Genomic DNA, 21,995 nt, shown 5'->3' with positions numbered 1-21,995 from the left:
GGAAAATACAAATGATGATGATCTTTGGCATGTTCGTATTTTCAATACCAACCGCCACCTACCAAAGCCTGCAACGTAGCACCAGCTGGAGACACGCGAGTAATTCTCGCGTAGGTGTTGCACCGGCATATCAATATTGCGGTCCAGGAGAGGACACTATCACTCTGGAAGGCTCTATCGTTCCAGAATTTGGCATGCAGATGTCCATTACTGCTTTGCGACTTATGGGAGATACGGGAATGTCGTTCCCTCTCATTGCCGGCAACGGGAAAATCTATGGCATGTGGAAAATTGATTCACTTGATGAAACCCAGACCTATTTTTTTCCAAACGGCAAACCACGCAAAGTCGAATTTAGCTTGAAAATCAGTAAAAATAAATCTGCAGGTTCACTTATTTCTGGGGTATTGGGTGCAGTAGCAGGGAGCTTATTCTAATGAGCATTGTATCTACCATCATCAATAAACTGGATGACAGCTACCCTCAAGCCATTTTTAAGCTGAAAATTGAAGGCAAAGATATTCGTCAAGAAGCTGTTGAACGCTTCCAGAGTATGGTGATTACAGACAATCGTGGTCTGGAATCAGACTCACTTGAATTAAAGTTTTCAGACCATGACGGTCTACTTCACATTACGCCAAAAGGCGTTTCAATACAGGTCTGGATCGGTTGGAGCAATGAAGGGCTGGTCTATAAAGGCCAGTATATCGTGAAGGAACTGGAACATAGCGGTGCACCAGATGTGCTGACTATACGCGCTACCAGTGCAGACTTAAAAGCTGGTCTCAAGCAGAAAAAAGAACGCAGTTTTAACAACGTCATACTTTCAGAAATTATGCAGATCATTGCATTTGAACATGAGCTGGATGTAATCGTGCATCCATCACTGGCTTCACGAAAAATTATCAATCTGGTACAAAACGAATCAAATGCAAATTTGCTGACCCGATTAGCAGATGAGCATGATGCAATTGCATCGGTTAAAAATGGCACCTTGTTGTTTATGCCTAAAGGGGCAGCTCAGACCGTTTCAGGACAAAGCTTGCCAACATTTCTCATTACCCGTAATCAGGGTGACAATCATAGCTATCGCGATACCGATGGCGGTGAGGAAATTACAGCTGTCCGGGCTTGGTATTACGATGTAATTATGGCAAAAAAACTGGAAGTCGTTTATGGCGATGCAAGTAACCAGAATATTAAAGAACTTCGCCATATTTACCAGGACAAACAGTCCGCAACTTTGGCGGCTAAAGCTAAACTGGCAGACTTAAAACGTACCGCAGTCACATTCAATTATAACCTTGCTCTGGGTAAACCTGAACTTATCCCGGAAATGACCTATTTGTTTGATGGTTTAAAAGAACAGATAGATGATATTTACTGGTTGGGCACCAGAATTATCCATACCTTGGATGCAGACAATGGCTATACCACCGGTCTTGAACTTGAAGTTTTTTGTCCGGATGCAGACGATGTAGCTGAATTGTTTGAAGACCAGTTTGAAGCGGAAAAAGACAAAAAATGGACAGGAGTGGTCGTCTATTATCAGTCTGGAAGTGAAGCTATACCACTGAAAAAAGGTGATCAGTCCAATCCTAAACATTTCACACGCTTATATGTAACTAAAGATGCCGCACAATCGCGTCTTGAACGTGAATATGCTTTGTTAGATACGGAAACAGGTAAATTTTCAGCGCATAATGAATTGGATATTAAGCCCTATACAGGCTTAAAAACCTTTTACACAACAAATCCTAAAACAAGGCAGCCACGGTTTGTAGTGACAAAAGGAGATCAGTCGAATCCCAAAATACTTGATCATTTGTACCATTCGAAACTGGCAGCGGAAAAGGCATTAAACCGTGAAATGCCACGGCTTAATGCGAAAAAGGACATGCTGCAACAAGTTAAAGCTGACAATTAGAAATTGGTGATAATCAGTTCATTACCATTGTGAGCTTCATGCGCTGCTTTGTTATTTACAGACCAGCGTATTTTTTTCTGCTCAAATTTATAATCTTTAAACAGTTCACGAACTTCAGGCGTATCGTTCAGGCTTAAAATAAACTTGCCTTGAATGTTGTCCAGCTGCTCTTTTAAGTTATAAAAATCCTGTTTAGACCAGATTCCCTCCCCATAATCATTTTCACAGTCCCAATAGGGCGGATCCAGATAGAACAATGTCTCCGGTGCATCCATTCGTTTAATTACATAGTCATAACTGGCATTTTCAATGACCACATTTTGCAGCCGGTCATGAATAGAACTCAAGTGTTCTCGTAATTCCTTACCCAGCTTTAAACTGGTTTTACGGTCACGACTATAAGAAAAGCTGCCATCTAGCTGGCAACTAAAAGCGGATCGAAGCAAATAATAGAAATTGGCAGCACGTTGAATATCAGTTTGGCCACGTTCATTTTTCCGAATGTCATTAAAAATAGTTCGTGAAAATAATTGGTGCTCAAATTCAGCTAGGAAGGCATCAAAATGAAATTTTAAAATACGGTATAGATTTACCAGGTCATCATTCACATCGTTTATGACTTCAGCGCGAGAGGGCGTTTTTTTAAACAGTACCCAGCCCGCACCTCCAAACACTTCAACATACGTTTTATGTTCAGGCATCATTTCCACAATAGTGCGTGAAAGTCGGGATTTCCCACCTAGCCAGCCAGAAAAGCTATGCCCTTTAGGATTGTATTGCGGTATTGCAGAAGAGTTGTTCATCAATCTTACCTGTGGTTAAAGGACGCTCTGGGCGTTCAGGTAAGGCACTCAGGGTGCTCGAAAAAGTATTAAGGGTTTTACAGCGGGGACATTTAATCTCGATTTGATCAAATTTACTGGACTTTGCTAGCAACTTATAACAGCAGCAACATTTCAAATTCTTCATTTAATTTTCTAAATCAGAAAAACGAAGAGAATAGTATAAAATTTAAAATAAAATAACAAATATTTAACCTAAGATAATATAATGGTTAAATATTTATTCTTTTGGGTTTTTTTATGGGAAGAAAAGCAAGCTATCAATGTCCTCATTGCACTGCTGGTATGACAATAAAAAGCAGCAGGTCCGTTCATGCATTGCTTAGAAATATTTATCTCCAGTGCAGCAATTATCAGTGTAGTTTTGCGGCAGGTGGAATATTGGAAATAACCCATGAAATATCACCAAGCGCGAAGCCAAATCTGGAAATCAGATTACAGACAATTCAAGAGTTAACAGAACGTAAAGCAGCAAATGACGAAAATATAAAGAATGATGGAAATGGCTGAATATTCTATTTGCAATCGGTGCCTAGGGGGATGCTCCGATAAAGTGGTTGGCTACGTATAACGAAAATAAAAAAGGCCACGGTGAGTGACCTTCTTTTGTAATTTAGTTAAAAAATATCAGTCAATAATTAATGTTTTATATTCAACATTATCAAAGTTAGCAAGGTAATCTAAATGGATTGGTGAAATGACGTATGTCATACCATTATTGTATTGCTTAAAAACAAAACCGTAGTCTATAGCCATACTAGCTGGATCTGGTAAGTAAAAAACTCTAGGTTCACCTACAAAGTCACCTTCCCAGCCCAATTCATCAGCTAACTGTTGTGCATATTTCCATTTAGCGGTTGCTGTAAACAACATGCTTTGAAATTCATCTACATTTTCTTTAGCCGGATAAAGATCGACTAAATTTTTAAAGAATTGATCGACAGTAGGAGCAAGTTCCCAAAAGTGGTCAATTACGAAAAATTGGTAACCATACAAGATCATAATTTTTATCAACTTATTAAAAAAGTGTGGCTATATTGTCATAGCGACAGGTTATTCATCAAGTTAGGAAGAATGGGGTTGTTAGGCCAGCTGTTCAACTTCTGAAAATATCCGATTCAGATGTACGCCACGTCCTGTAATCGCAGTTTCTTCCATTATGGCTTTTGTATTATATTTAGCTCCACCTGAACGTTGACCTAAAGACCGAACAGCTAAAGGCAATAAGCATTTTCCTCTAAATTTTAATGCATAATTTATCAATAAATCATCATAAGTTTGCTGAGGAAAAACTTCTCCATTTTTTAACGCAAGATGTGTATCTATTGAAATCTGATTTTCAAAAAAATTAGTGGGATGAATATCTAACTTTTCACCACATGCATTATTATCTGTGCAGAATCGAGTGATTGCTAAAGCAAACCAGTTTAAATAAATCTGTAAATCTGTTTGAAATGATGCATAAACGCCTGTGCCTTGCATAAGAGTTTCAAGTTGCTTATCAAGATATACATCATTTTCAATCGAGTAACCGCCAGTACAGATAATTCTATGGTGTTGGTATTCAGATGGAATTCCTGAAAAAATCCAGGAATCTTGATCGACAATAAAAATCGCTTTATCTAGATGTAGAGTCCCATTAAGAGCCTCAAAAACTTCTAATACCTTGGTTATTCCTCCAGCTGCTAAGACTTTAATCCCTTTAGCTCGATAAAGTGTTATTAAATTTCTATAAACAACAATGTCATCTACACCTTCAACTACAACATATTTTCCCGATTTTGCTTTTTGTATAGTGGAAATAATCACTGGAACAGTAAAGGGATTTGGTTTACTCATGATTAGAATTCCGAACAACCTTTATCCGAGTCAATAATGAGTTCTTTATCTGGGAAAAGACTATATATAAAAGGAGAGTGTGTGCTGATAATAAATTGATTTGTAGGGTTTTGCTCTTTTAATAAACTAAAGAGTTTACTTTGCCAGTCAACATGAAGGCTTAATTCTGGCTCATCAATAAAGAAAATCGTGTCGTTATGGAAAATATTATAAGCAACAAAAGTTAATAGTTGCTTTTCTCCAGCAGAGAGATTATTAATCGTTAAACTATTTTCTCTATCTTCATCAAGATCATCAAAATCAAAATCAAAATCAAAATCATCAAAATCAATATCAAAATCTGGCTTTACATCTGTATCGATTTTATATTCAAATATATTTTCTGCATTATTAATATTATCGGAAATGGAATTTTTAAGTCTGAAATAAATTTTCTCATCAAACTCAATATCAAAAGATGGCATGAAATCCGTAATAGCAGACTTTATTTTATCTAATGGCTTATTTAATGTATTGATTTCAGCTTCTAGCAATTCAATTTTTTTATTCAAAGTTTTAAAAACTTCTTGATTTTCTGGATTCATTAAATCTTGCTTTGACATCAAAGTAAGTTTTTTAGTATAAAGATTTAGACTTTCATTCTGAAGGAAACTTACCTTTTTCATTATTTCTGCATATTTTTTTACTAAAAAAGTATCAATATCCTTAGCTGATATACTGATAAGAAACTTATGCTTTTGTTTTGATAGGTTGTTTGATATTTTTTTTAACGCAAACTCTGTATCCGTATAATTGTTATCCTTATTAATATCTAAATAAAATTCTTTTATCAGATCATGTTTGATATCATATTTTTCAGTTGTAAATCCACCTTCAATCATTCTGAAAGTAGGCATAAAAAATGATGATTCAATATATTGTGTAAGATACCAAGTAATATCAGAGGTTTTTTTAGTTCTAATTAAATTTGTAAGCTCTTCATCAGCTTCAAAATTTTTTAAAACATTCGATTTTTTAAGTTTTAAATTGCTCTTAAACGGGGTATTTTTATTACTAAAATCAATATCTATAATTAATGTATAAATATCAGTTTCTAATTCAACAGAATCAAACTTAATTTCTGCAACTGCTTTATCAAAGTTACCACTGATGAGATACCACATGAGTTTTAAAATAGTGGTTTTTCCAGCACCATTACGCCCAGAAAGAATATTTAAATCATCATTAAAGTCTAAAATAAGCGGTTCTTGATTTCCATGAAGACCCTTAATTTCTAATTTTTTAATTTTCATAATACGTCGAGGAGACCTATAAACATTAGTGAATTATATACATAAACAAGAATCAGTAAAAATTTAGGATGACCAATGATGTCGCAGCATGAAAGTATTTCTAGAATTTGATGAAAAGGTATATTGACATAACAGCACACTATCGACAAGCTGAAAAATAGGAAAGTAAGCACCAACTTAGCTTTCCTAAGAATTTAATTAAACTTGTGGTTTAGTTTCAGTAGCGGGATTATCAACAACTCTTGGATCTTTCTTATTCTGACCAAAATTTGACAGCTTATCCATGAAAGTGAACATCATGGCCATGTCCACTTCATCACCTTTAGCTGCAAACTTACCATCTAAACCTTGATTGAAATAACTCGGAATAAGCCCTTTACGAATTTCCTTTTGCTCATCATGCGACATTCGAGTCATAAATGGTTCAAGTGCAGCGAGTTGTAAAAAAGTACGATGGTTTTCTTGGTAACATTCATAATGCTTTGCTGCTTGTTTAGAAGTGTACAGAGCCAGAACAAAGAACATAATTGAAATAGATAATCTGGCAAACAGTGTAAAGTAATCCATAGCTACTGGGGGGCTAGCTTTCCAGTGCTCAACTATAGGAATAGTAATAACTGCAATTGTAGCTATGATAGCAAGAGCTATGGCTCCAATGGTAAGCCACATATTGAGTTTGTAATCTTTCTTTTCTTCGTCGGCTTTAGTTTTATAGTTTTGAGTTAATTCATAGATTCCTGCTTTTTCCACTAAATTAATAAAGTCAGTATGTGCAGTATTTATTGAATTTAACTTTGTATTTGCCTCGATATTTACCGTATTTAATTTCGTAGATGCCTCTACTTTAACGTCATCAATAACTTTCATTAGTTCGGTTCTAGAACTATTTAAATCATTTTTAACTTTTTCAGTTTCAGTTCCGAGGATTTTAGAAAACTCTAATTCAATATTTTGTGTACGCTCATTTAATTCTGCTAAATTTTTTAATCCATCATTGACACTTTTTGATAATAAGTTAGTACTTTTAATAGCTTTATCTTGATCTAAAATAAAGTTTTGAAACTGATTTTCATACTTTTCAGTAATATTTGAAACTGAATTTTGATATTTCTTTAGGATGAGTGAAGTGTCTTGTTCAAATTTTTTTAAATAGTAATTGTTAAAAGATTGCGAATTTAATAAAATTTTATTGTTTGCAGTGTTATATAAATTGGATAAAAATTCAGTGTAGTTTTTTATAATATCAGTAATTTTTTCTTTAATTAAATTCAGTTCATTTAAATCATTTTCTAATATTTGTAATTCATTTTCTGATTCAGATAAGATTTCATTAATTTTATCTATTGCTAAAGCCGTTTTTGAATCGATGCTACTTATTATTTCGATGAAATTTACAGATTTTATTCTGTTTAATTCTTCGTCATTATTAATCAGATCCATTTCATCAGCTGTAATATTATTTAAACTATATAATGTTGAGTTGATGAGAGATAAACAAGTTTCAAATTTTTGTTTAATAATTTTATCTATATTTTTACTTAAAATATTTATTCTAGAATCTTTTAATTTTTCATTAAAATTATCTTGTTTAACTGTTAGGTGATTATAGTGATTGTTAATATTTTCAGTAAGATATTTCAATTCCGTAATGAAATTATAAACATTATCGATTTTATAATGAGTCTCCATTCCCATTTTTTTTTCAATCATAAATCACCCCAAAAACAAAAACTTATAAAAATAAAGTGACGGTATCTTGACATAACAGCACACTATCGGCAATATAGATTTACGCAGCAAAATCTGCGTACAGGCGTGGAAACCTGTTAAACATACTCAAAGGGCAAATGAATACCGCTCTATGCGGCTTTTTTTTGCTTAAAAAAATGTCTGATCTAATATAGACTTCTCTATGGTAGATCGGCAGGGCAGCTTCGCGCTGGCCGTTTCTTTGAGTACGGTATTTCCACCCCTGTCGGTCTGCCACCATTCCGTGGAAAGAATGGCGGTAGGTTTTGTTAAAACTTACTCAAAGGAATTCTAGTCATGAAAAGACAGATTCAAGCCCGTGCACATTCAAATTTTGCTCAAGTTCGCGAGCACACTCCAATCTACGACCTAGACGCCTATCTCCAACGTCAAAAAAAGCAAAAACATTCAAAACTTCGCATCAACATCTTTCAAACCTTCACGTTTTTCTGCGCAGTACTGCTGATCTCACCTATTCTTTTTATGGTGGGCTAAATCATGAATATTAACGACAACATTATTCCATACGTACCTATTGCACCGCGTGTTCAGGCAACCAACCCTAAAAGCCAACTTCTGTGTGAAAAACTTTTTGAGTTAATCGACCAGTGTGTTTCAGCGCAGTTTTCATTTAATCATGACACGGCTAAAGGACATTTATCGGTATGTCCAGACCAGGTAAATGACTTAATTGCAGAACTGTCAAAAAGTGAACATTCAACTAAAAATATAGATGTTGATATCCTGAAACAGTCGCTAAATGATCTTATTTATCCTAAGTTTAAGGGAGAACATATCGTAACAAGCCCCATCTGGAACAACTCGGAAGTCCGTGTTTGGCAATTTCAATTAAATCAAATTGCCACAGGTGTAGATATGAAACCTTTAGATCATGACGCAGAGTTAAATTTAGATATGGCGTTAGCATCAATCCGTCTTTGGAGAAATTCTTTAGAAGCATCAAATGGAGAAAAAGATGTCATTTATAACAACAATGACCTCATGTATAAACTCATGGATATCGAACAAAAGTTACTTATTGTTCAGCAAAAATTAGAGGATTAATCAAAAAAAGCCCACAATGTAATGTGGGCTTTTTTGTGTCCGAAAGGTCATCATTTTTCGGATTCTTTTGCATAAACCTTACTTAAACCGAGGAGTGCACTCTGTGCTTCAGGACTCAATTGTCTATACGCTTTGAGTAAGACACTTTCTTCACTGGTAAGGCCACTAAAATCTGGGTCAATCCCAAGCAACACATAACGAATATCTATACCTTGCTCATGCAATTTAGCCAAATACACCCATTGGTCTGGCACTTTTCCATTTCGAACATAATTCCCCAGCGTATTTTCATGCGCGCCAATATCTCGACTTAGTGATTTTGCACGAAATTTATTCTTTTCAAGTTCCGATTTAAAACGATCAGAAATAACGGCTGACAGCTCGTCATAGTTTTCGGACATATATTTCACCGTTAAATATTGTAAGACTAAATATTTATGCTATAGTGGGCTATAGCATACCACTATGTTCTAAGGATACTGTATGAGCACATCAATTTCACCTACTACTGGAAGCCGTTCTAAAAAATTAGAAGGCGGCAGAGTCCGTTTTGTTGTCTATCTTCCCAAACAGGAAGCAAAAAATATTGAGCAGCTTGCCGAAAAAACCCAACTCAGCCAATCCAGCATTATCGCCAAATTTTATTTTCAGGGCAAAAACCACACCAACTGTTTAAATGCAAAAAAAGAGGACTAAATTCGATGAACATTAAAAAACAAAAACGCGATAACCGTTACAACGTCAACTTAACAGACAGCGAAGCCGATTTATTTATTGCTGTATCCAATTTAACAGGCATCAATGTGGGCGTCATTCTTAGACAAATGATTATGAAACAAGCCCTAACCACACTGATCGCTGAAGATACTCGCGAAGAATTTAATTTAGAAACTTATCTAAAACAAGGCGCATCAGATCACCTTTCACGGAGCTGAACTATGCCGAATCAGGATATTTCTCTTACAGATCAAGAGAAACAAATCGTACAGGAAGTACAAGCCTTACTTGGCTTAGAAAGTATTGAAGAAACAATTGAATTCTTGGCCCGACAGCGCATTCAGGAAATGCTTGCAAAACTGGCGGGGCAAGAACTGAAAAGTAAACGGCATTTGTTTTAGGAAGTTTATGTAAATGATGTTCCCAGAAACTCAGACTCTAGTGGTCGATCGTTTAAAACAAGAGTTTGAATTTAAAGAACGTGGCGATAAGTTGCGTTTAGGCAAATGCCCAACCTGTTCTCAAAAAGAAGCATGGACCAGCCTTGAATCACCTTGGGTGATTCATTGCCCACGTAACAACAAATGTGGCGAAACAACTTATATTCGTGACCTTTATCCAGACCTATTTGAAAAATGGGAAAAACGTTTCACCCCAACTGCAGAAAATCCAACAAAAACGGTGGATGCATATTTAGTTGAAGGCCGTGGTTTACCAATCGATAAGCTGAAGGGGCTTTATTCTCAGGAATATTATAAAGACTACGACACACAGATTGGATCCATCACTTTACGTTTCTCTATTAAAGATGAAGAAGGTAACCATGGCTGGTGGCAACGCATTCTGGATGAACAGGGTGTATTGCCTAAAACCACCTACCAAAAAGGCTGGAAGTCACAAGGGCATTCTTGGCTTACACCAAATACCAACTACATCGAATCTAAAGAAATCTGGATTACCGAAGGTATATTCGACTCGATTGCCTTATGGCTATCAGGGATTACCAGTTTTAGCTGTTTATCAGCAGGTTCAGGTTATTACCCTTTCATATTTTTAAATCACATTGCACAGAAATGTGCTGAACGTAATTTGCCTTTACCAAAACTCGTTTGGGCCTTTGACAACGACAAGGCAGGGCACGACGGTATTTTTAAAAATATCGAAAGGGCAATTGCTGACGGTTTTGAATGTGAAGCTGCACTGCCCCCATCTTCAGGACGTAAAACAGACTGGAATGATCTTTATAAACAGGATCGCCTAAAATTTTCCGACCTTGAAACCTATAAGTACTATGGTGCCTTGCTTATAGCCGAAAAACCTGTGGATAAAGCAATACTTATCTACAAGCGCAGTGGCAATAAAACCTTTCCTTTCGATTTTAACAATCAGGTTTATTGGTTCAAATTAGATAATGACAAGTACGACCAGTACTTAAAAGATATCGATTTTGAAGGCGACAATGAAGACTGGCTGGAAGAAGAAAAAGAAAAGGAACAGGCAGATCGTCGTGACAAAGCACTGCATGCAGCAGCCAACGTCACCAAAATCGTGAACTGTAAACCGACAGCTTTGTATTACCAGTACAGTGATGAAACCGACGAAGCTTGGTATTACTTCAATATCGACTTTCCACGCAATCAGAACTCTGTAAAAAACACCTTCACCGGTTCACAGCTTGCTGCAGCATCAGAGTTTAAAAAACGCTTGCTGGCGGTTGCACCGGGTGTAGTTTACACAGGTAGTGGTACACAGCTCGACCGTTTATTGGAAAAATGGATTGAGGACATTAAACGTGTCCAGCTCATTAACTATGTGGGCTATCACAACGAACTGAAAACCTATGTTTTGGGTGAACTGGCATACCAAAATGGCAAACAGTTCAAAATGAACAATGAAGACTATTTTGAATTACCTAAAAACATCAATTTAAAAAGTCGTGCACCATTTACCCTAGATATCAATGCAAATCAGGCTGAATACCAAAATGCATGGACCAAGGACTTAATTGAAGCCTACGGAATTAAAGGACTCATTGCGCTGACGACATTTTTCGGCAGCCTGTATGCACAGCAGATTCGTAAAACACATAAATCTTTCCCCTTTGTAGAAATTGTCGGAGAACCAGGTACCGGTAAATCAACATTACTGCAGTTTTTATGGAAATTGTTTGGTCGTATCAATTATGAAGGGGTCGATCCAACCAAAACATCAAAAGCCGGCTTAACACGTACTTTTAGACAGGTTTCAAACTTGCCAGTCATTTTGATTGAGTCAGATCGTCAAGGGGAAAGCGCCTCTAAACAGTTTAACTGGGATATGTGCAAAACCTTGTATGACGGTGGTTCACTGGGTGCGCAAGGCGTAAAAAATGGCGGGAATGAAACTTATGAACCTCCATTTATGGGAACTTTGGTCATCAGTCAAAATGCACCGGTTCTAGCATCTGAAGCCATCATGGGACGTATTGTTCATGTGGGATTTGTTAAGGATCAACTGACTAAAAACAGCCTTTATGCATCACGCAGACTTTCAAAATACGAACATGAAAATGTCAGTCAGTTTATTTTGCAGTGTTTAAACAAAGAAAAAGCAGTACTGGAAACCTACAACCTTAGTCTGCAAAAGCACGATGTATTTTTGCATCAGGAACAGCACAACATCCAAAGTTCACGTGTGGTTCATAACCATGCCCAGCTTATGGCGCTATTCGATGCAATGTGTCAGCACATTATTGAAGTCCCGGAGCAGATCCAGAAACAGGTACATGCCGAATTACTGGCAATGGCTCAAAACCGCGACAAGATCCTTAAATCTGATTCAGTCATTGTTCAGAACTTTTGGAACACTGTGGAAGAAATGGAAGATGCCATTACAAATCCGCAGCATGCAGAAAGTGTGGTCAATCACTCGGCAAAATCGGATTTATTCGCCATCAATTTTGCTCATTTGTACAAGGTCGCAGCGGATTATCGCTATTCATTACCAGACGTAAATGAACTTCAAAATGCCCTACGACACAGCTTCCACTACCGCTTTATTGAAGCCAATAAAGCCATTCAAAGCAAAATTACCAGCTCAACCAAACGCTGCTGGATTTTTGAAAAACCAATCTCAAACAAAGATTAATTTTTTAAGTCGCACAGCCTAGAGCGCCAACTCAAAGCTGTGCTTAACACCACCTCGTCGGAGAACGAACCAATGCAACACGATTCTAACCTACAAAATGCTCAACCTGAAACTTCTGTTTCGAATGCAGTACTTTCACCGGATCAGATCCATCCAAACTTTTTCAAAATGAAAAAAGTGCTCTGCCATGTCAATCGCAAAAGAATCCCAACGTTTGAAAACATGGAATCGCTTTCGACATATGAAATTGAACACCGTAAACGCTAGGTAATCCGTCAGCTTTCTGTATTGGCCCATATCCCAAGTACTGCCGTTTTAGGAGATTGATCATGTCTGAGCAAACGAATTTGTCTAAAGTTATGGCCATTCATGCAGAAATGCTTCAAACCAATCATTACTGCTACTTTGAGTTGGCTTATACACGTTACACAGAATGGATGATTTGGATCTGCAACAATTCCCGGGAACAAGATCTGAACCGAAAAGTTTTATTGCGAGGACAAGGCTCAACACCAGAAGAAGCCTGTACAGATGCTTTAAGTAATTATGAGCAGAAGCAAACCTCATGAGCTTTAATTTTAAAAATGCCTTGTTTTTGAATCTGGTCTTTTCTTGTTTGATGACTTTCCTAATTTTGATGCTTGGAGAGCAAGCATGAGTGATTTTCACGCCGGTCAACAAGTGGTTTACATTGATGATTTCATGCCAGACATAGTCGAAACCATCACAAGCATCGAAGATGGATGGGTAACTTTTAATAAGGGTTCGCGTGGTTGTATCGCGGCAATGATTCGTCTAGCTTCTGTAGCTGAACAAAATTCAGGAGTCAGAAATATTGCTTTAAATATAGATTTAACGAAACCACATAAACCTGAAGACCTTCCTTTTATCTAATTATGCGCCTCTAATGCACCTCCGCTCGGGGGTGCAGTTCTCTACAATATTCCTCAATACTTCTAAATATCAAAATATAGGTATCACTATGTCTGCAGGACTTGAGATCCGTGGTAAAAGCATGCGGATTTGGATGAAACCCATCTCCACAGAACCACCTATAAAAGAAACTTTGGACTGGCCATTTACCCCAGAAAATGCAGAAAAAGCCAAGAAACTGGCGGGTCTGATTAAACTGGAAATTGAACTCGACCAATTTAACATGGCTAAACATTTCCCCCAGTCAAAACATTTGAAAAAGAACCAAATGTCCTACTACATCACCCAATACAAAGAAATGATCCGCTGGGAAGTTGCACCCAGTACTTTCGATGGTTATTACAGCCACATCAAAAAACACGTCACACCACGCTGGGGGAAAACTCATCCTAAAGACATCGACACAGCTGCTGTTAAAAAATGGATTAATGAATTAAAAGAATATCTTGCACCCAAAACCATTCGTGAGGTCGTTACACGGCTGGCATCCATTCACGACCTTTGGAGACAGGAAAACAAAATCCCTTATAACCCATTTGAAACGATTGTCATTAAGCAGTTGGACAACCTTGAACCGGATCCATTTACCAAAACAGAAATATCTATCATTCTGGCCACAATATCTTCCTCAGATATTCAAAATTTACTGCCATGTGTATTCTGGACCGGTCTTTCTATTTCAGAACAGATAGCCATTGCCTGGGAAGATATAGATCTCGAAAAGGGCACAATTCAGATTAATCGGAACCACGTGAAAGGATTGTATAAGGTCACCAAGAATCGACGCAGAAAGCGCGAAATTAAGCTATTACAGCCAGCCATTCAGGCTTTACGCAAAGAATATACAGTTTGAACCGTACCGGGTTTGTCGGAGAGTCAATATTCTGAGAAACTATCCCGATGACAAAATTAAAATATACCCCTGAAATCAGAGAAAGAGCGGTTCAATTACTAATTGAATCTGAAAAAGATTATCCTTCTACTTGGGCAGCAATCACAGCTATTGCTCCTAAAATCGGTTGTACTCCTGAAACATTGCGTGTTTGGTATTTAAAGCATCTGGATCAACTAAATCCTGCCAAAGTACAACAGATATCTGACCAAGAAAAAATGAAGCAAATGGAACGTGAAATTAAAGAATTAAAACGTGCCAATGAAATTCTACGCAAAGCAGCCGCTTTTTTCGCCCAGGCGGAGCTCGACCGCCCACACAAATAATGGTGGATTTTATCCATAACAATAAAGATCGATATGGTGTTGAAGCGATTTGTAGAATTTTACCTATCGCACCTTCAACCTATTACCGGACTTTAGATCTCGCGGACAATCCAGAACATCGAGCGAAACGAGATTTACATGACTTGCATCATGCTGAACAAATTAAACGAATTTGGAAGGAAAGTTCAGGTCGATATGGTGTACGTAAAGTCTGGCAAAAATTAAAACGTGAAGGCTATATTATTGCACGCTGTACAGTTGCTCGATTGATGCAAAAGCTAGGTATACAAGGTGTTTGGCGTGGTAAGAATAAACAAACTACTCGTAACCGAGATGACCAAAAACGGGCAGATGATTTAGTGAAACGTAATTTTAATGCTGATCATCCAAACCAACTATGGGTGGGTGACTTTACGTATATTCAAACTCATTCAGGCTGGGTATATACCGCATTTGTTATTGATGTGTTCTCACGAGCAATTGTTGGATGGAAAGTATCTACACGGATGAATACAGATATGGTGCTCGATGCATTGGAGCAAGCATTGCACGATCGAGGTATGCCTAAGAATGTGATTCATCATTCAGATAGAGGTGTTCAATATCTTTCTATTCGCTATACCAATCGTTTAGAAGCTGCAAATTTACGAGCATCAGTCGGTACAACTGGTGATTCATACGATAATGCTCTGGCTGAAACGGTGAATGGCTTATACAAAACAGAGGTGATTGAATATTTAAAAGCAGATTGGCAAGGTTTAGCAGATGTACAACTTGCGACACTAAACTGGGTATATTGGTTCAATAAAAAGCGTGTACACAGTGCACTGGGTTATGTATCGCCTTTTGAGTTTGAAGCAATGTACTATGATAAGATTAACCCGTTAGGTCAGGTGGCCTAACTTAAATAAAAAAATCTCCGACAAACCCGGTACGGTTCAGTTACTGGTAATCGCTACAGCCAGGTGGTGAATGTATTGCAACGTGATAATCGAACCTATAAACAGGAACGGCTGCATTTTGTATGGATTAATAAAGAGTATGACCGACCATTTAACTATTACGAACTGCGATACATCTGGAGAAGGCATTTAAAGAAAGCAAATGTTAGATACCGTGGAATTAACCAGGGCAGACATACCTTTGCAAGCCAGTTATTGTCATCTGGCCAAGTGCCACCGGAGTGGATCGCAGACCAGCTTGGCCATAGTGATACTTCAATGATTTATAAACATTATGGAAAACTGATTGCAGAGGACATCCCAGACTATCTAACCAAGATCAATAATTACATTAACCAGTAATTTAAATTACTTTATTATTACTCTATTTATTACATTCAGTTAATTATCTAAGTGCCTAATTCTCTAGGCACTTTTTTTTGTTCCTTACTTTATTACTCCATACCAACTTATAGGTCTAATTAGCCAGTTTTCCTTAAAAGACCAGCTTTAAATCCCCTGGCCAAAATATGCGAGAAAGCGTGATTCTATGCATTCCATTCCCATATTAAGCGAATTTCAAGGGGTGCTGTTTGCTAAGTCACTAAATTATATGATCAAAACAATAAAATTATCTTGGGTTCGAGTCCCGCTGAGCGCACCATTTTTTTTATTTTCCTTTCTGAAGCTATATTAAAAATACAGTTTTAAGCTCTATTTTCATTTCACTCAAAGCTACCTTCGTTATATTTCTTGCAACAATTTAAATGTTTATTGTTGCTCTATGACGACACTAGCTATTTGCAATAAATCTAAGTGTTGTAACTAATCATGGCGACTCTGTTACCGTATATGACGTAAATTGATCGAATTTATATAGAACAAGTAATTGGTTTGAATCAGTTTTTGTACGCTTAAAGCTTAGAAAATTTTATTTTCCAAGGCAAAATATTAAAAATTTAGTGCATGCGTTAGCATATGGAAGCCCGTGTATTTTTAGATATGGGCAAAATTTTAGTATCGATTGATGCAATTACATGAACTGATAAGACAATGTGCTTAGTACTGGTCTAGCTATAACAAATCGTGTTCGGCGCAGCATTTGATTATCATAAAAAATGACAAAATGATTAAAGTATTCCATCCAGTCACTTACGCGGGTTGATGTGTATTAAATTGTGATTTATGTCACTAATGTGATTTTATTTTGAGATAAATACTATAAAAATTAATATATTGGCTTATGTTTTATTCTTGATTATTCATGTAAATGTAATGTGCTCTAACAATAATACGACTTCCGTAAATCAGATGTGTAAAAGACCATGGACGTCAGTACTAAACAAAGCCTTTTAGTTTCTTGTCTTAAAAAAAGTTTATTTATCCCATTACTTGTAGGAACGCTTATCCTTACAGGATGTGGTGAGGAAAGTCGTTATTCAAACTCATCAAACAATGCTAATAACACCGTCGTTGATAATCCGGCAAATACTACGGATGATCCGAGTTTATATTTGGCAGATACACCTACAATTGAAACAGCAGACAACTTTCGTGATATTGCAGGAAATAGCATTTCAAGCAATTATGTTAACGCTGATGGTTTGAAATTAAGACGAGGCGTGATTTATCGATCGAACTATTTGCCATTAAATGAAACAGACTTAGAAACCTTTAAAACATTGGAAATTAAGACCGTCTATGATCTGAGAACCAATTCTGAAAGAGAAAAAAGCCCAGATATTTTAAGTCCCGATACTAATATTATGATGGTAAATATTGCTGGTTCAAAAGAGAGTGATGTACCGAAAGGAATTGCTACAGCTGAAGATATGATCAATTTTTTTAATAGCTCAATGGCGAATATGGCTGCGCATGATAAAGGCACTCAATTACGTTTCGGAGTAGTGATTAATAGTTTAATTTATACAGATGGTGTTCAGCTTTATCATTGCACAGCAGGCAAGGATCGTACGGGATGGGTTACCGCTGTGATTCAGTTATTGGTCGGTATGAAGTATGACGATGTCTTACAAGATTATCTTTTAACAAATGCGTATACCGCAGACCGTGTCAATGCGACGTATCAATATATGGTCAACACCCAAGGTGAAGCAGCCGCTAATATATATCGACCAGTTCTTGATGTGCGTGAAGAATTCTTTAAAGCACAATTCGATGAAGTCATCAAAGTGTATGGCAGTATTGATAAGTATGCGACAGAAGGTTTGGGCTTATCGGATGAAGATATTGAAAAGTTGAAAGAAAAGATGCTCGTCGGCTATAAATCAAAAAGTGCTTCATAATATCAAGCCGTAATAACGCCATCCGAGTTCAAAGCCCAAAGTAGAAGAGGGCTTTGGACTGACTGGGAAAACTAAACTTGAAGATTGCGATAGATGATTTCCCATTATTTTCGTTTAAAGAGTTTCATTGCTTTTTAGCATCAATGGATGCAAGTATTTCTAGTGATGATGGTGTTGTTCATGCTTTTCATCATAGTCTTGGCGAATACAGCAGCCTGCAACATATTGGCTGCTTCCATCGGTATAAAACTCTTCTTTCCAAACTGGCACTTCATGTTTAACACGCTCAACCGCTTCTTCACAGGCCTGAAATGCTTCTCAGCGATGTGGAGCATACGCAATGGCAATAATAGCTTTATCACCAATGTCTAATGTACCAATCCGATGTACAACCCGAACATAGCGAAGCGCATATTTTTCTTGTATCTCTTGTTCAATCGTTCTTATCATCTTTTCGGCAACAGGTGCATAAGATGTATATTTCAGTGCCTGAACCGTGCGTCCTTCATGATGGTTTCGAACCGTACCAATAAAAATACCTGTTCCGCCGCATTCAGGAAATGCTTGAATGCCGTCAAAATCCTCTAAATTGAGAGCAGTATCTTGAATACGAGCAAACTCTAACATCTTAGCCTCCGGCAACGGGTGAAAGTAATACCAAGGTGCTATCTTGTACTAATCGACTTTGACGCGCCACAATATCTTCACCAATCGCACAAACACAGCGTTCCAGCAGGTCAGAAGCAGATGGATAACGTATTTTTATTTGATCAAGTACATCAGCAATTAAACTGTTCGGCACACAACTCAGGCTAAGTTCGACAGGAAGATGCTTTTCAATTGCACCATAAGCCTCGATTTTGATATGAATGTCCTGCATGTTGCCTCTGTCAAAACGGGTTTAAAAATAGTTTGTTGTCTTCAGTTTATTGAATATTTATTAATTCACTTTAGCATTATTTAATTTGATCATCAAAATGGAAAAGTCAGTTTGTACAGACAAATAAAACACTATTTTTCTTATAGATGTGGCTATTTCTATCTATGACAGAACGGTTTGAATGATATGACTGGACTAAGAGTCTAATGAATTTTGGTAATCGTGCACTTCTTCAAATGAATTGAGGCTGTGGTAAGTCAAATGTGCATTTTGAATATCTAAAGTTTGTGGCGACAGATCGTTGAAACAGTGTTTTAAGCTGAACTGTTGTTGGTGCAAATGTTTATTTAAGGTTTCTAGGCTACTGCGTTTTAACAAACAAAAAGGGTAGAGCGCTTGTCCATTGATATTCAGGTAGACAACAGAAGAGCGAGGATGTTGTTCTAATGTGTGATGTAGGCGCGGCAATATATCCTGTGGAATGTTGGTAATATCGCACGGGATAAATAAAATATAATCAGCCTGCACATATGACCATGCCGTTTGTATACCGATTAAAGGCCCTAAAAAACCAGCGCTATTATCTTTGAAACAGCGAATATCAGGAATCAACTCACTATATTGTGCATAATCGCGATGACTATTGATCCATATGTCCTGAACTTTTCCATCAAAAGCTGAATATATTTTTAACAACTGGATTTCATGGTCAAATCTTTGCAAAAGCTTATTGACTCCATTCATTCGTGTGGCTTTCCCACCCGCTAAAATCACCAGTGCTGTTGCTGGGTAGTTTTGCATGATCTTGACCTAACATCCGTGTGTAAGGATATCAATAATGATCGTTCAATATTGAGATGTACGGTCTAAGACAAAGCTGTCCAAGCCTTAGACCGTGTGCAAAAAAGTATTTGGTTGATATCACTATCCAATCTATGTTCTTAGATCGAGATGAAATCGACATAGTCCAATGTTACAGGGGCATCAGATCGAGCAGGGATTCGAACTATACTATTGGCTCGATTTAAATTACTGAGCATGTGGGATTGTTGTTTGCCGAGTTTGGAAACGGTTAATTGTCCAAATTCGTTGACGTCTAATACCATGCGAACCAGTTGCTCACGGCTGTCTTGTTTAATGCTGTCGTTGAAGCGAGCTTTTTTCCACGCGGGTGCAGGACACGTAACCCCCTGTAAAGCCGCCAATAATGTCGATACATGTACAGCAAGACAGGTGAGCACAGCAGCAGGGTTCCCAGGCAAACCAATCAAATAACAATGATGATGGTCTGTTTGATATTCAGCAAAATACAGTGGTTTACCCGGTTTTTGTGCAACTTGCCAGAAAATCTCTGTTGCACCTAAAGCCATTGAAACAGGTCGAATCAAGTCATAATCTCCAACCGAAACACCGCCTGTAGTAATAACTACATCATAATGATTCATGGCATTCGAGAGCGCTTGTGTGAGTAACTTCTCATCATCAATCACATGCTCTAAATGAACTTTAGCAAAACCGTGTTCTTTAAGCCAAGTAAGGATCATTGGGGCATTGGCATCGAATACTTTAGATTGATTGTCCAGTTGTGTACTGACTTCATCACCAGTAATAAGCACTGCAATTTTAGGTTGGCGATAAACCTCGACATGCTGAACACCCGCCATACTGAGTGCCGCAATTAAACCGCTGCCTAAATGCTGGCCTTGTTGCGCAAGTGTTGTCCCGATGGATAACTCCTCACCTTGATAACGAATGTCTGCGCCTTTGTCCAAAGCTTGAGTTAGAGTCGCTTGTTTATGGCCACGCGTAATAATTTCCTGTCGAGCCACAGTATCTGCTGAGTTTGGCAGTTTGCCCCCAGTAAAAATACGAACGGTTTGTCCTGTTTGAATCTCAATATGTTCTTCAATACCTGCACGAATTTCACCAACTAATTCAAAGCTGGTAATTCCAGCTTGCAAGTCTTCAGAGCGCAGCGCATAGCCATCAACTGCACTTTGGGTAAATAGAGGCAAGGCAACTGTTGATGCAACATCTGCCCCTAAAACATGTTGATGCGCCTGTACTAAAGGCAAAGTAATGACAGGCAATGTTTGGACGGCGCTATAGTGTTCAAGAGCTTGATCGAGTGTAATTAAACCAACGCCAGAGCAACTCATTCATAACCTCCCGGATGCGGTAGATCACGGCAGACATCAAAAATATGAACCAAAGCCGGTAAAATGGCTGCCATAGATTCACTTGCACCACCACGGCTGCCCGGAAGGGTAATCACCAATGAACGGTCGATAAAACCTGCAACGCCACGTGACATAGCAGCATAAGGGGTACGTTTTTGTCCGAAAGCACGTGCGGCTTCCATCAGGCCATTGAGTTCACGTTCAAGTAAAGGCTCAAGTGTGTCTACTGTAATGTCACGCTTGCCGATGCCTGTTCCGCCTACAGTAATAATGCAAGCATAAGATTGAGTGAGCTCTAAGACCAATGCTTTTAACTGATCGGCTTCGTCAGGTAAAATTTGATAGTGAATTGGATCAAAACCAGCTTCGGTTAAGGTCTCGACGACGGAGCGGCCAGCAGTATCTGGTTTACGCCCTGCGGCAACGGTATCTGATAGAACCAATACTGCCGCAGAAACAGGCTGACGCAAATGACGTTTAAAGTGTGATTTTCCGCCTTTTTTCAGATCGAGTTTACATTGCTGAATGATCAACTCATGCGGTTCGCAATGGGGTTTGAGCATGTCGTAAATGGTGAGAGCCGCAATACTGGCAGCGGTCAACGCTTCCATTTCTACACCTGTTGGCCCAATCGTTTCAACGGTTGCACGAATAATCACACGGTCGACAAGTAGTTCAAAATCGACATCGGCACGATAAATAGGTAGCGGATGGCACAGCGGAATCAGTTCATCGGTGCGTTTTGCGGCTAAAATCCCAGCAATGCGGGCTGTTTTGAGAGCATCACCTTTTTCGGTATTGCCGTCGGCAAGAAGTTGTAAACAATGTGCAGGGGCAAGCAGTTCGGAGCTTGCAGTTGCAACGCGATAGCTTTCTGGCTTCATGCCAACGTTTTTCATAAAGTATTCCGAAACATTGAAGTGTTGATTTAACGTGAAACTGTTCGATCAAGAGAAAAAGTTTATGACGTATTTAGATAA

General features: G+C 37.9%; 25 protein-coding genes, 3 pseudogenes and 1 other annotated feature. Of the genes and pseudogenes, 16 read left to right on the top strand and 12 right to left on the bottom strand.

Translation table 11 applies throughout. The features are described from left to right. Positions 1-11: 11 nt before the first annotated feature. Positions 12-437, top strand: a complete 426-nt coding sequence (locus AC4CVD_RS11670; RefSeq protein ID WP_490753159.1) for a phage tail protein — start codon at positions 12-14, stop codon at positions 435-437. Continuing rightward, on the top strand, positions 437-1,927 hold the full coding sequence (locus AC4CVD_RS11665; protein WP_490753158.1) for a contractile injection system protein, VgrG/Pvc8 family: 1,491 nt from the start codon (positions 437-439) through the stop codon (positions 1,925-1,927). Before AC4CVD_RS11670 ends, AC4CVD_RS11665 begins: the two co-directional genes overlap by 1 nt. Here AC4CVD_RS11665 and AC4CVD_RS11660 read toward each other — a convergent pair. Both AC4CVD_RS11660 and AC4CVD_RS11655 read right to left on the bottom strand, forming a co-directional pair. Then, a complete protein-coding gene (locus AC4CVD_RS11660; protein ID WP_490753157.1) occupies positions 1,924-2,730 on the bottom strand; it encodes a DNA adenine methylase in 807 nt (268 codons plus the stop codon). The genes AC4CVD_RS11665 and AC4CVD_RS11660 overlap by 4 nt on opposite strands. Next, positions 2,693-2,896 carry a Com family DNA-binding transcriptional regulator gene (locus tag AC4CVD_RS11655; protein WP_490753156.1) on the bottom strand — a complete coding sequence of 68 codons (204 nt, stop codon included), beginning with the start codon at positions 2,894-2,896 and terminating at the stop codon, positions 2,693-2,695. The genes AC4CVD_RS11660 and AC4CVD_RS11655 overlap by 38 nt, the downstream gene beginning before the upstream one ends. A gap of 113 nt (positions 2,897-3,009) precedes the next feature. On the opposite strand from AC4CVD_RS11655, the gene AC4CVD_RS11650 reads away from it, so the two are divergent. Next, complete coding sequence (locus tag AC4CVD_RS11650; protein ID WP_490753155.1) at positions 3,010-3,279, top strand: Ogr/Delta-like zinc finger protein; 270 nt, start codon at positions 3,010-3,012, stop codon at positions 3,277-3,279. 117 nt (positions 3,280-3,396) lie between these two features. Here the strand turns inward: AC4CVD_RS11650 and AC4CVD_RS11645 are convergent, their stop codons facing one another. The 4 genes from AC4CVD_RS11645 to AC4CVD_RS11630 all read right to left on the bottom strand — a co-directional run bounded on the left by AC4CVD_RS11645 (position 3,397) and on the right by AC4CVD_RS11630 (position 7,610). Beyond that, positions 3,397-3,771, bottom strand: coding sequence for a hypothetical protein (locus tag AC4CVD_RS11645; RefSeq protein WP_490753154.1), 375 nt, complete (start codon positions 3,769-3,771; stop codon positions 3,397-3,399). Between the two features lie 81 nt (positions 3,772-3,852). Further along, positions 3,853-4,608 (bottom strand): DUF4435 domain-containing protein, encoded by a 756-nt coding sequence (locus AC4CVD_RS11640; RefSeq protein ID WP_490753153.1) that lies wholly within the window; start codon positions 4,606-4,608, stop codon positions 3,853-3,855. Positions 4,609-4,610: 2 nt separating this feature from the next. Further along, positions 4,611-5,900, bottom strand: a complete 1,290-nt coding sequence (locus tag AC4CVD_RS11635; protein ID WP_490753152.1) for an AAA family ATPase — start codon at positions 5,898-5,900, stop codon at positions 4,611-4,613. Positions 5,901-6,098: 198 nt separating this feature from the next. Beyond that, positions 6,099-7,610 carry a hypothetical protein gene (locus AC4CVD_RS11630; protein WP_490753151.1) on the bottom strand — a complete coding sequence of 504 codons (1,512 nt, stop codon included), beginning with the start codon at positions 7,608-7,610 and terminating at the stop codon, positions 6,099-6,101. A gap of 336 nt (positions 7,611-7,946) precedes the next feature. On the opposite strand from AC4CVD_RS11630, the gene AC4CVD_RS11625 reads away from it, so the two are divergent. Together AC4CVD_RS11625 and AC4CVD_RS11620 are read left to right on the top strand one after the other, a co-directional pair. Beyond that, positions 7,947-8,144: a hypothetical protein gene (locus AC4CVD_RS11625; protein ID WP_490753150.1), complete on the top strand. Its 198-nt coding sequence runs from the start codon at positions 7,947-7,949 to the stop codon at positions 8,142-8,144. A 3-nt stretch (positions 8,145-8,147) separates the two neighbouring features. Beyond that, positions 8,148-8,714 (top strand): hypothetical protein, encoded by a 567-nt coding sequence (locus tag AC4CVD_RS11620; RefSeq protein WP_490753149.1) that lies wholly within the window; start codon positions 8,148-8,150, stop codon positions 8,712-8,714. 50 nt (positions 8,715-8,764) lie between these two features. Here AC4CVD_RS11620 and AC4CVD_RS11615 read toward each other — a convergent pair whose 3' ends face one another. Continuing rightward, entirely contained in the window at positions 8,765-9,115 is a 351-nt protein-coding gene (locus tag AC4CVD_RS11615; protein ID WP_490753148.1) for a hypothetical protein, read from the bottom strand. Positions 9,116-9,197: 82 nt separating this feature from the next. Between AC4CVD_RS11615 and AC4CVD_RS11610 the strand changes: the two genes are divergently transcribed. From AC4CVD_RS11610 to AC4CVD_RS11560, 11 genes and pseudogenes are all read left to right on the top strand, one after another. Next, on the top strand, positions 9,198-9,410 hold the full coding sequence (locus AC4CVD_RS11610) for a hypothetical protein (protein ID WP_490753147.1): 213 nt from the start codon (positions 9,198-9,200) through the stop codon (positions 9,408-9,410). A gap of 5 nt (positions 9,411-9,415) precedes the next feature. After that, the gene (locus tag AC4CVD_RS11605) at positions 9,416-9,649 is read left to right on the top strand and encodes a hypothetical protein (RefSeq protein WP_490753146.1); all 234 of its coding nucleotides are present in this window, start codon (positions 9,416-9,418) and stop codon (positions 9,647-9,649) included. Positions 9,650-9,652: 3 nt separating this feature from the next. Then, complete coding sequence (locus AC4CVD_RS11600) at positions 9,653-9,832, top strand: hypothetical protein (RefSeq protein WP_490753145.1); 180 nt, start codon at positions 9,653-9,655, stop codon at positions 9,830-9,832. 13 nt (positions 9,833-9,845) lie between these two features. Further along, on the top strand, positions 9,846-12,557 hold the full coding sequence (locus tag AC4CVD_RS11595) for a toprim domain-containing protein (protein WP_490753144.1): 2,712 nt from the start codon (positions 9,846-9,848) through the stop codon (positions 12,555-12,557). A 72-nt stretch (positions 12,558-12,629) separates the two neighbouring features. Further along, positions 12,630-12,824, top strand: coding sequence for a hypothetical protein (locus AC4CVD_RS11590; RefSeq protein WP_490753143.1), 195 nt, complete (start codon positions 12,630-12,632; stop codon positions 12,822-12,824). Between the two features lie 62 nt (positions 12,825-12,886). Next, the gene (locus AC4CVD_RS11585) at positions 12,887-13,126 is read left to right on the top strand and encodes a hypothetical protein (protein ID WP_490753142.1); all 240 of its coding nucleotides are present in this window, start codon (positions 12,887-12,889) and stop codon (positions 13,124-13,126) included. Between the two features lie 85 nt (positions 13,127-13,211). Beyond that, positions 13,212-13,451, top strand: a complete 240-nt coding sequence (locus AC4CVD_RS11580) for a hypothetical protein (RefSeq protein ID WP_490753141.1) — start codon at positions 13,212-13,214, stop codon at positions 13,449-13,451. 88 nt (positions 13,452-13,539) lie between these two features. Further along, positions 13,540-14,340, top strand: a pseudogene (locus tag AC4CVD_RS11575) (Arm DNA-binding domain-containing protein); the annotation flags it as partial. A 50-nt stretch (positions 14,341-14,390) separates the two neighbouring features. Then, positions 14,391-15,610, top strand: a protein-coding gene (locus AC4CVD_RS11570; RefSeq protein WP_490752243.1) for an IS3-like element ISAba19 family transposase whose coding sequence is annotated in 2 segments (ribosomal slippage) — positions 14,391-14,667 and positions 14,667-15,610 — 1,221 coding nt in all. Because the reading frame shifts where the segments join, the coding sequence is not laid out codon by codon here. Continuing rightward, positions 14,666-14,782 (top strand) — a sequence feature (AL1L pseudoknot). Its footprint overlaps the gene before it by 117 nt. A gap of 39 nt (positions 15,611-15,649) precedes the next feature. Beyond that, positions 15,650-16,012 (top strand): annotated as a pseudogene (locus AC4CVD_RS11565) (tyrosine-type recombinase/integrase); the annotation flags it as partial. 962 nt (positions 16,013-16,974) lie between these two features. Next, positions 16,975-17,955 (top strand): tyrosine-protein phosphatase, encoded by a 981-nt coding sequence (locus AC4CVD_RS11560; RefSeq protein WP_490450461.1) that lies wholly within the window; start codon positions 16,975-16,977, stop codon positions 17,953-17,955. 159 nt (positions 17,956-18,114) lie between these two features. Here AC4CVD_RS11560 and AC4CVD_RS11555 read toward each other — a convergent pair. From AC4CVD_RS11555 to moaCB, 5 genes and pseudogenes are all read right to left on the bottom strand, one after another. Then, a pseudogene (locus AC4CVD_RS11555) lies at positions 18,115-18,582 on the bottom strand (molybdenum cofactor biosynthesis protein MoaE). A gap of 1 nt (position 18,583) precedes the next feature. Next, positions 18,584-18,835: a MoaD/ThiS family protein gene (locus tag AC4CVD_RS11550; RefSeq protein ID WP_078389601.1), complete on the bottom strand. Its 252-nt coding sequence runs from the start codon at positions 18,833-18,835 to the stop codon at positions 18,584-18,586. A 195-nt stretch (positions 18,836-19,030) separates the two neighbouring features. Further along, positions 19,031-19,636, bottom strand: coding sequence for a molybdenum cofactor guanylyltransferase (locus tag AC4CVD_RS11545; RefSeq protein ID WP_126037326.1), 606 nt, complete (start codon positions 19,634-19,636; stop codon positions 19,031-19,033). 140 nt (positions 19,637-19,776) lie between these two features. Next, positions 19,777-20,994, bottom strand: a complete 1,218-nt coding sequence (locus AC4CVD_RS11540; RefSeq protein WP_490753140.1) for a molybdopterin molybdotransferase MoeA — start codon at positions 20,992-20,994, stop codon at positions 19,777-19,779. After that, positions 20,991-21,914 (bottom strand): bifunctional molybdenum cofactor biosynthesis protein MoaC/MoaB, encoded by a 924-nt coding sequence (gene moaCB, locus AC4CVD_RS11535; protein WP_004695990.1) that lies wholly within the window; start codon positions 21,912-21,914, stop codon positions 20,991-20,993. The genes AC4CVD_RS11540 and moaCB overlap by 4 nt, the downstream gene beginning before the upstream one ends. Between the last annotated feature and the right edge of the window lie 81 nt (positions 21,915-21,995).

Source organism: Acinetobacter sp. LipI_23 (assembly GCF_058243045.1).
The sequence above is the reverse complement of the archived record's forward strand: the minus strand, read 5'-3'. Positions and strand labels throughout refer to the sequence as shown.

Excerpts from the sequence above, each read along its gene's own strand:
- AC4CVD_RS11670 (WP_490753159.1), top strand. The coding sequence starts at position 12 with ATGATGATGATCTTTGGCATGTTCGTATTTTCAATACCAACCGCCACC.
- AC4CVD_RS11665 (WP_490753158.1), top strand. The coding sequence starts at position 437 with ATGAGCATTGTATCTACCATCATCAATAAACTGGATGACAGCTACCCT.
- AC4CVD_RS11660 (WP_490753157.1), bottom strand. The coding sequence starts at position 2,730 with ATGAACAACTCTTCTGCAATACCGCAATACAATCCTAAAGGGCATAGC.
- AC4CVD_RS11655 (WP_490753156.1), bottom strand. The coding sequence starts at position 2,896 with ATGAAGAATTTGAAATGTTGCTGCTGTTATAAGTTGCTAGCAAAGTCC.
- AC4CVD_RS11650 (WP_490753155.1), top strand. The coding sequence starts at position 3,010 with ATGGGAAGAAAAGCAAGCTATCAATGTCCTCATTGCACTGCTGGTATG.
- AC4CVD_RS11645 (WP_490753154.1), bottom strand. The coding sequence starts at position 3,771 with ATGATCTTGTATGGTTACCAATTTTTCGTAATTGACCACTTTTGGGAA.
- AC4CVD_RS11640 (WP_490753153.1), bottom strand. The coding sequence starts at position 4,608 with ATGAGTAAACCAAATCCCTTTACTGTTCCAGTGATTATTTCCACTATA.
- AC4CVD_RS11635 (WP_490753152.1), bottom strand. The coding sequence starts at position 5,900 with ATGAAAATTAAAAAATTAGAAATTAAGGGTCTTCATGGAAATCAAGAA.
- AC4CVD_RS11630 (WP_490753151.1), bottom strand. The coding sequence starts at position 7,610 with ATGATTGAAAAAAAAATGGGAATGGAGACTCATTATAAAATCGATAAT.
- AC4CVD_RS11625 (WP_490753150.1), top strand. The coding sequence starts at position 7,947 with ATGAAAAGACAGATTCAAGCCCGTGCACATTCAAATTTTGCTCAAGTT.
- AC4CVD_RS11620 (WP_490753149.1), top strand. The coding sequence starts at position 8,148 with ATGAATATTAACGACAACATTATTCCATACGTACCTATTGCACCGCGT.
- AC4CVD_RS11615 (WP_490753148.1), bottom strand. The coding sequence starts at position 9,115 with ATGTCCGAAAACTATGACGAGCTGTCAGCCGTTATTTCTGATCGTTTT.
- AC4CVD_RS11610 (WP_490753147.1), top strand. The coding sequence starts at position 9,198 with ATGAGCACATCAATTTCACCTACTACTGGAAGCCGTTCTAAAAAATTA.
- AC4CVD_RS11605 (WP_490753146.1), top strand. The coding sequence starts at position 9,416 with ATGAACATTAAAAAACAAAAACGCGATAACCGTTACAACGTCAACTTA.
- AC4CVD_RS11600 (WP_490753145.1), top strand. The coding sequence starts at position 9,653 with ATGCCGAATCAGGATATTTCTCTTACAGATCAAGAGAAACAAATCGTA.
- AC4CVD_RS11595 (WP_490753144.1), top strand. The coding sequence starts at position 9,846 with ATGATGTTCCCAGAAACTCAGACTCTAGTGGTCGATCGTTTAAAACAA.
- AC4CVD_RS11590 (WP_490753143.1), top strand. The coding sequence starts at position 12,630 with ATGCAACACGATTCTAACCTACAAAATGCTCAACCTGAAACTTCTGTT.
- AC4CVD_RS11585 (WP_490753142.1), top strand. The coding sequence starts at position 12,887 with ATGTCTGAGCAAACGAATTTGTCTAAAGTTATGGCCATTCATGCAGAA.
- AC4CVD_RS11580 (WP_490753141.1), top strand. The coding sequence starts at position 13,212 with ATGAGTGATTTTCACGCCGGTCAACAAGTGGTTTACATTGATGATTTC.
- AC4CVD_RS11560 (WP_490450461.1), top strand. The coding sequence starts at position 16,975 with ATGGACGTCAGTACTAAACAAAGCCTTTTAGTTTCTTGTCTTAAAAAA.
- AC4CVD_RS11550 (WP_078389601.1), bottom strand. The coding sequence starts at position 18,835 with ATGCAGGACATTCATATCAAAATCGAGGCTTATGGTGCAATTGAAAAG.
- AC4CVD_RS11545 (WP_126037326.1), bottom strand. The coding sequence starts at position 19,636 with ATGCAAAACTACCCAGCAACAGCACTGGTGATTTTAGCGGGTGGGAAA.
- AC4CVD_RS11540 (WP_490753140.1), bottom strand. The coding sequence starts at position 20,994 with ATGAGTTGCTCTGGCGTTGGTTTAATTACACTCGATCAAGCTCTTGAA.
- moaCB (WP_004695990.1), bottom strand. The coding sequence starts at position 21,914 with ATGAAAAACGTTGGCATGAAGCCAGAAAGCTATCGCGTTGCAACTGCA.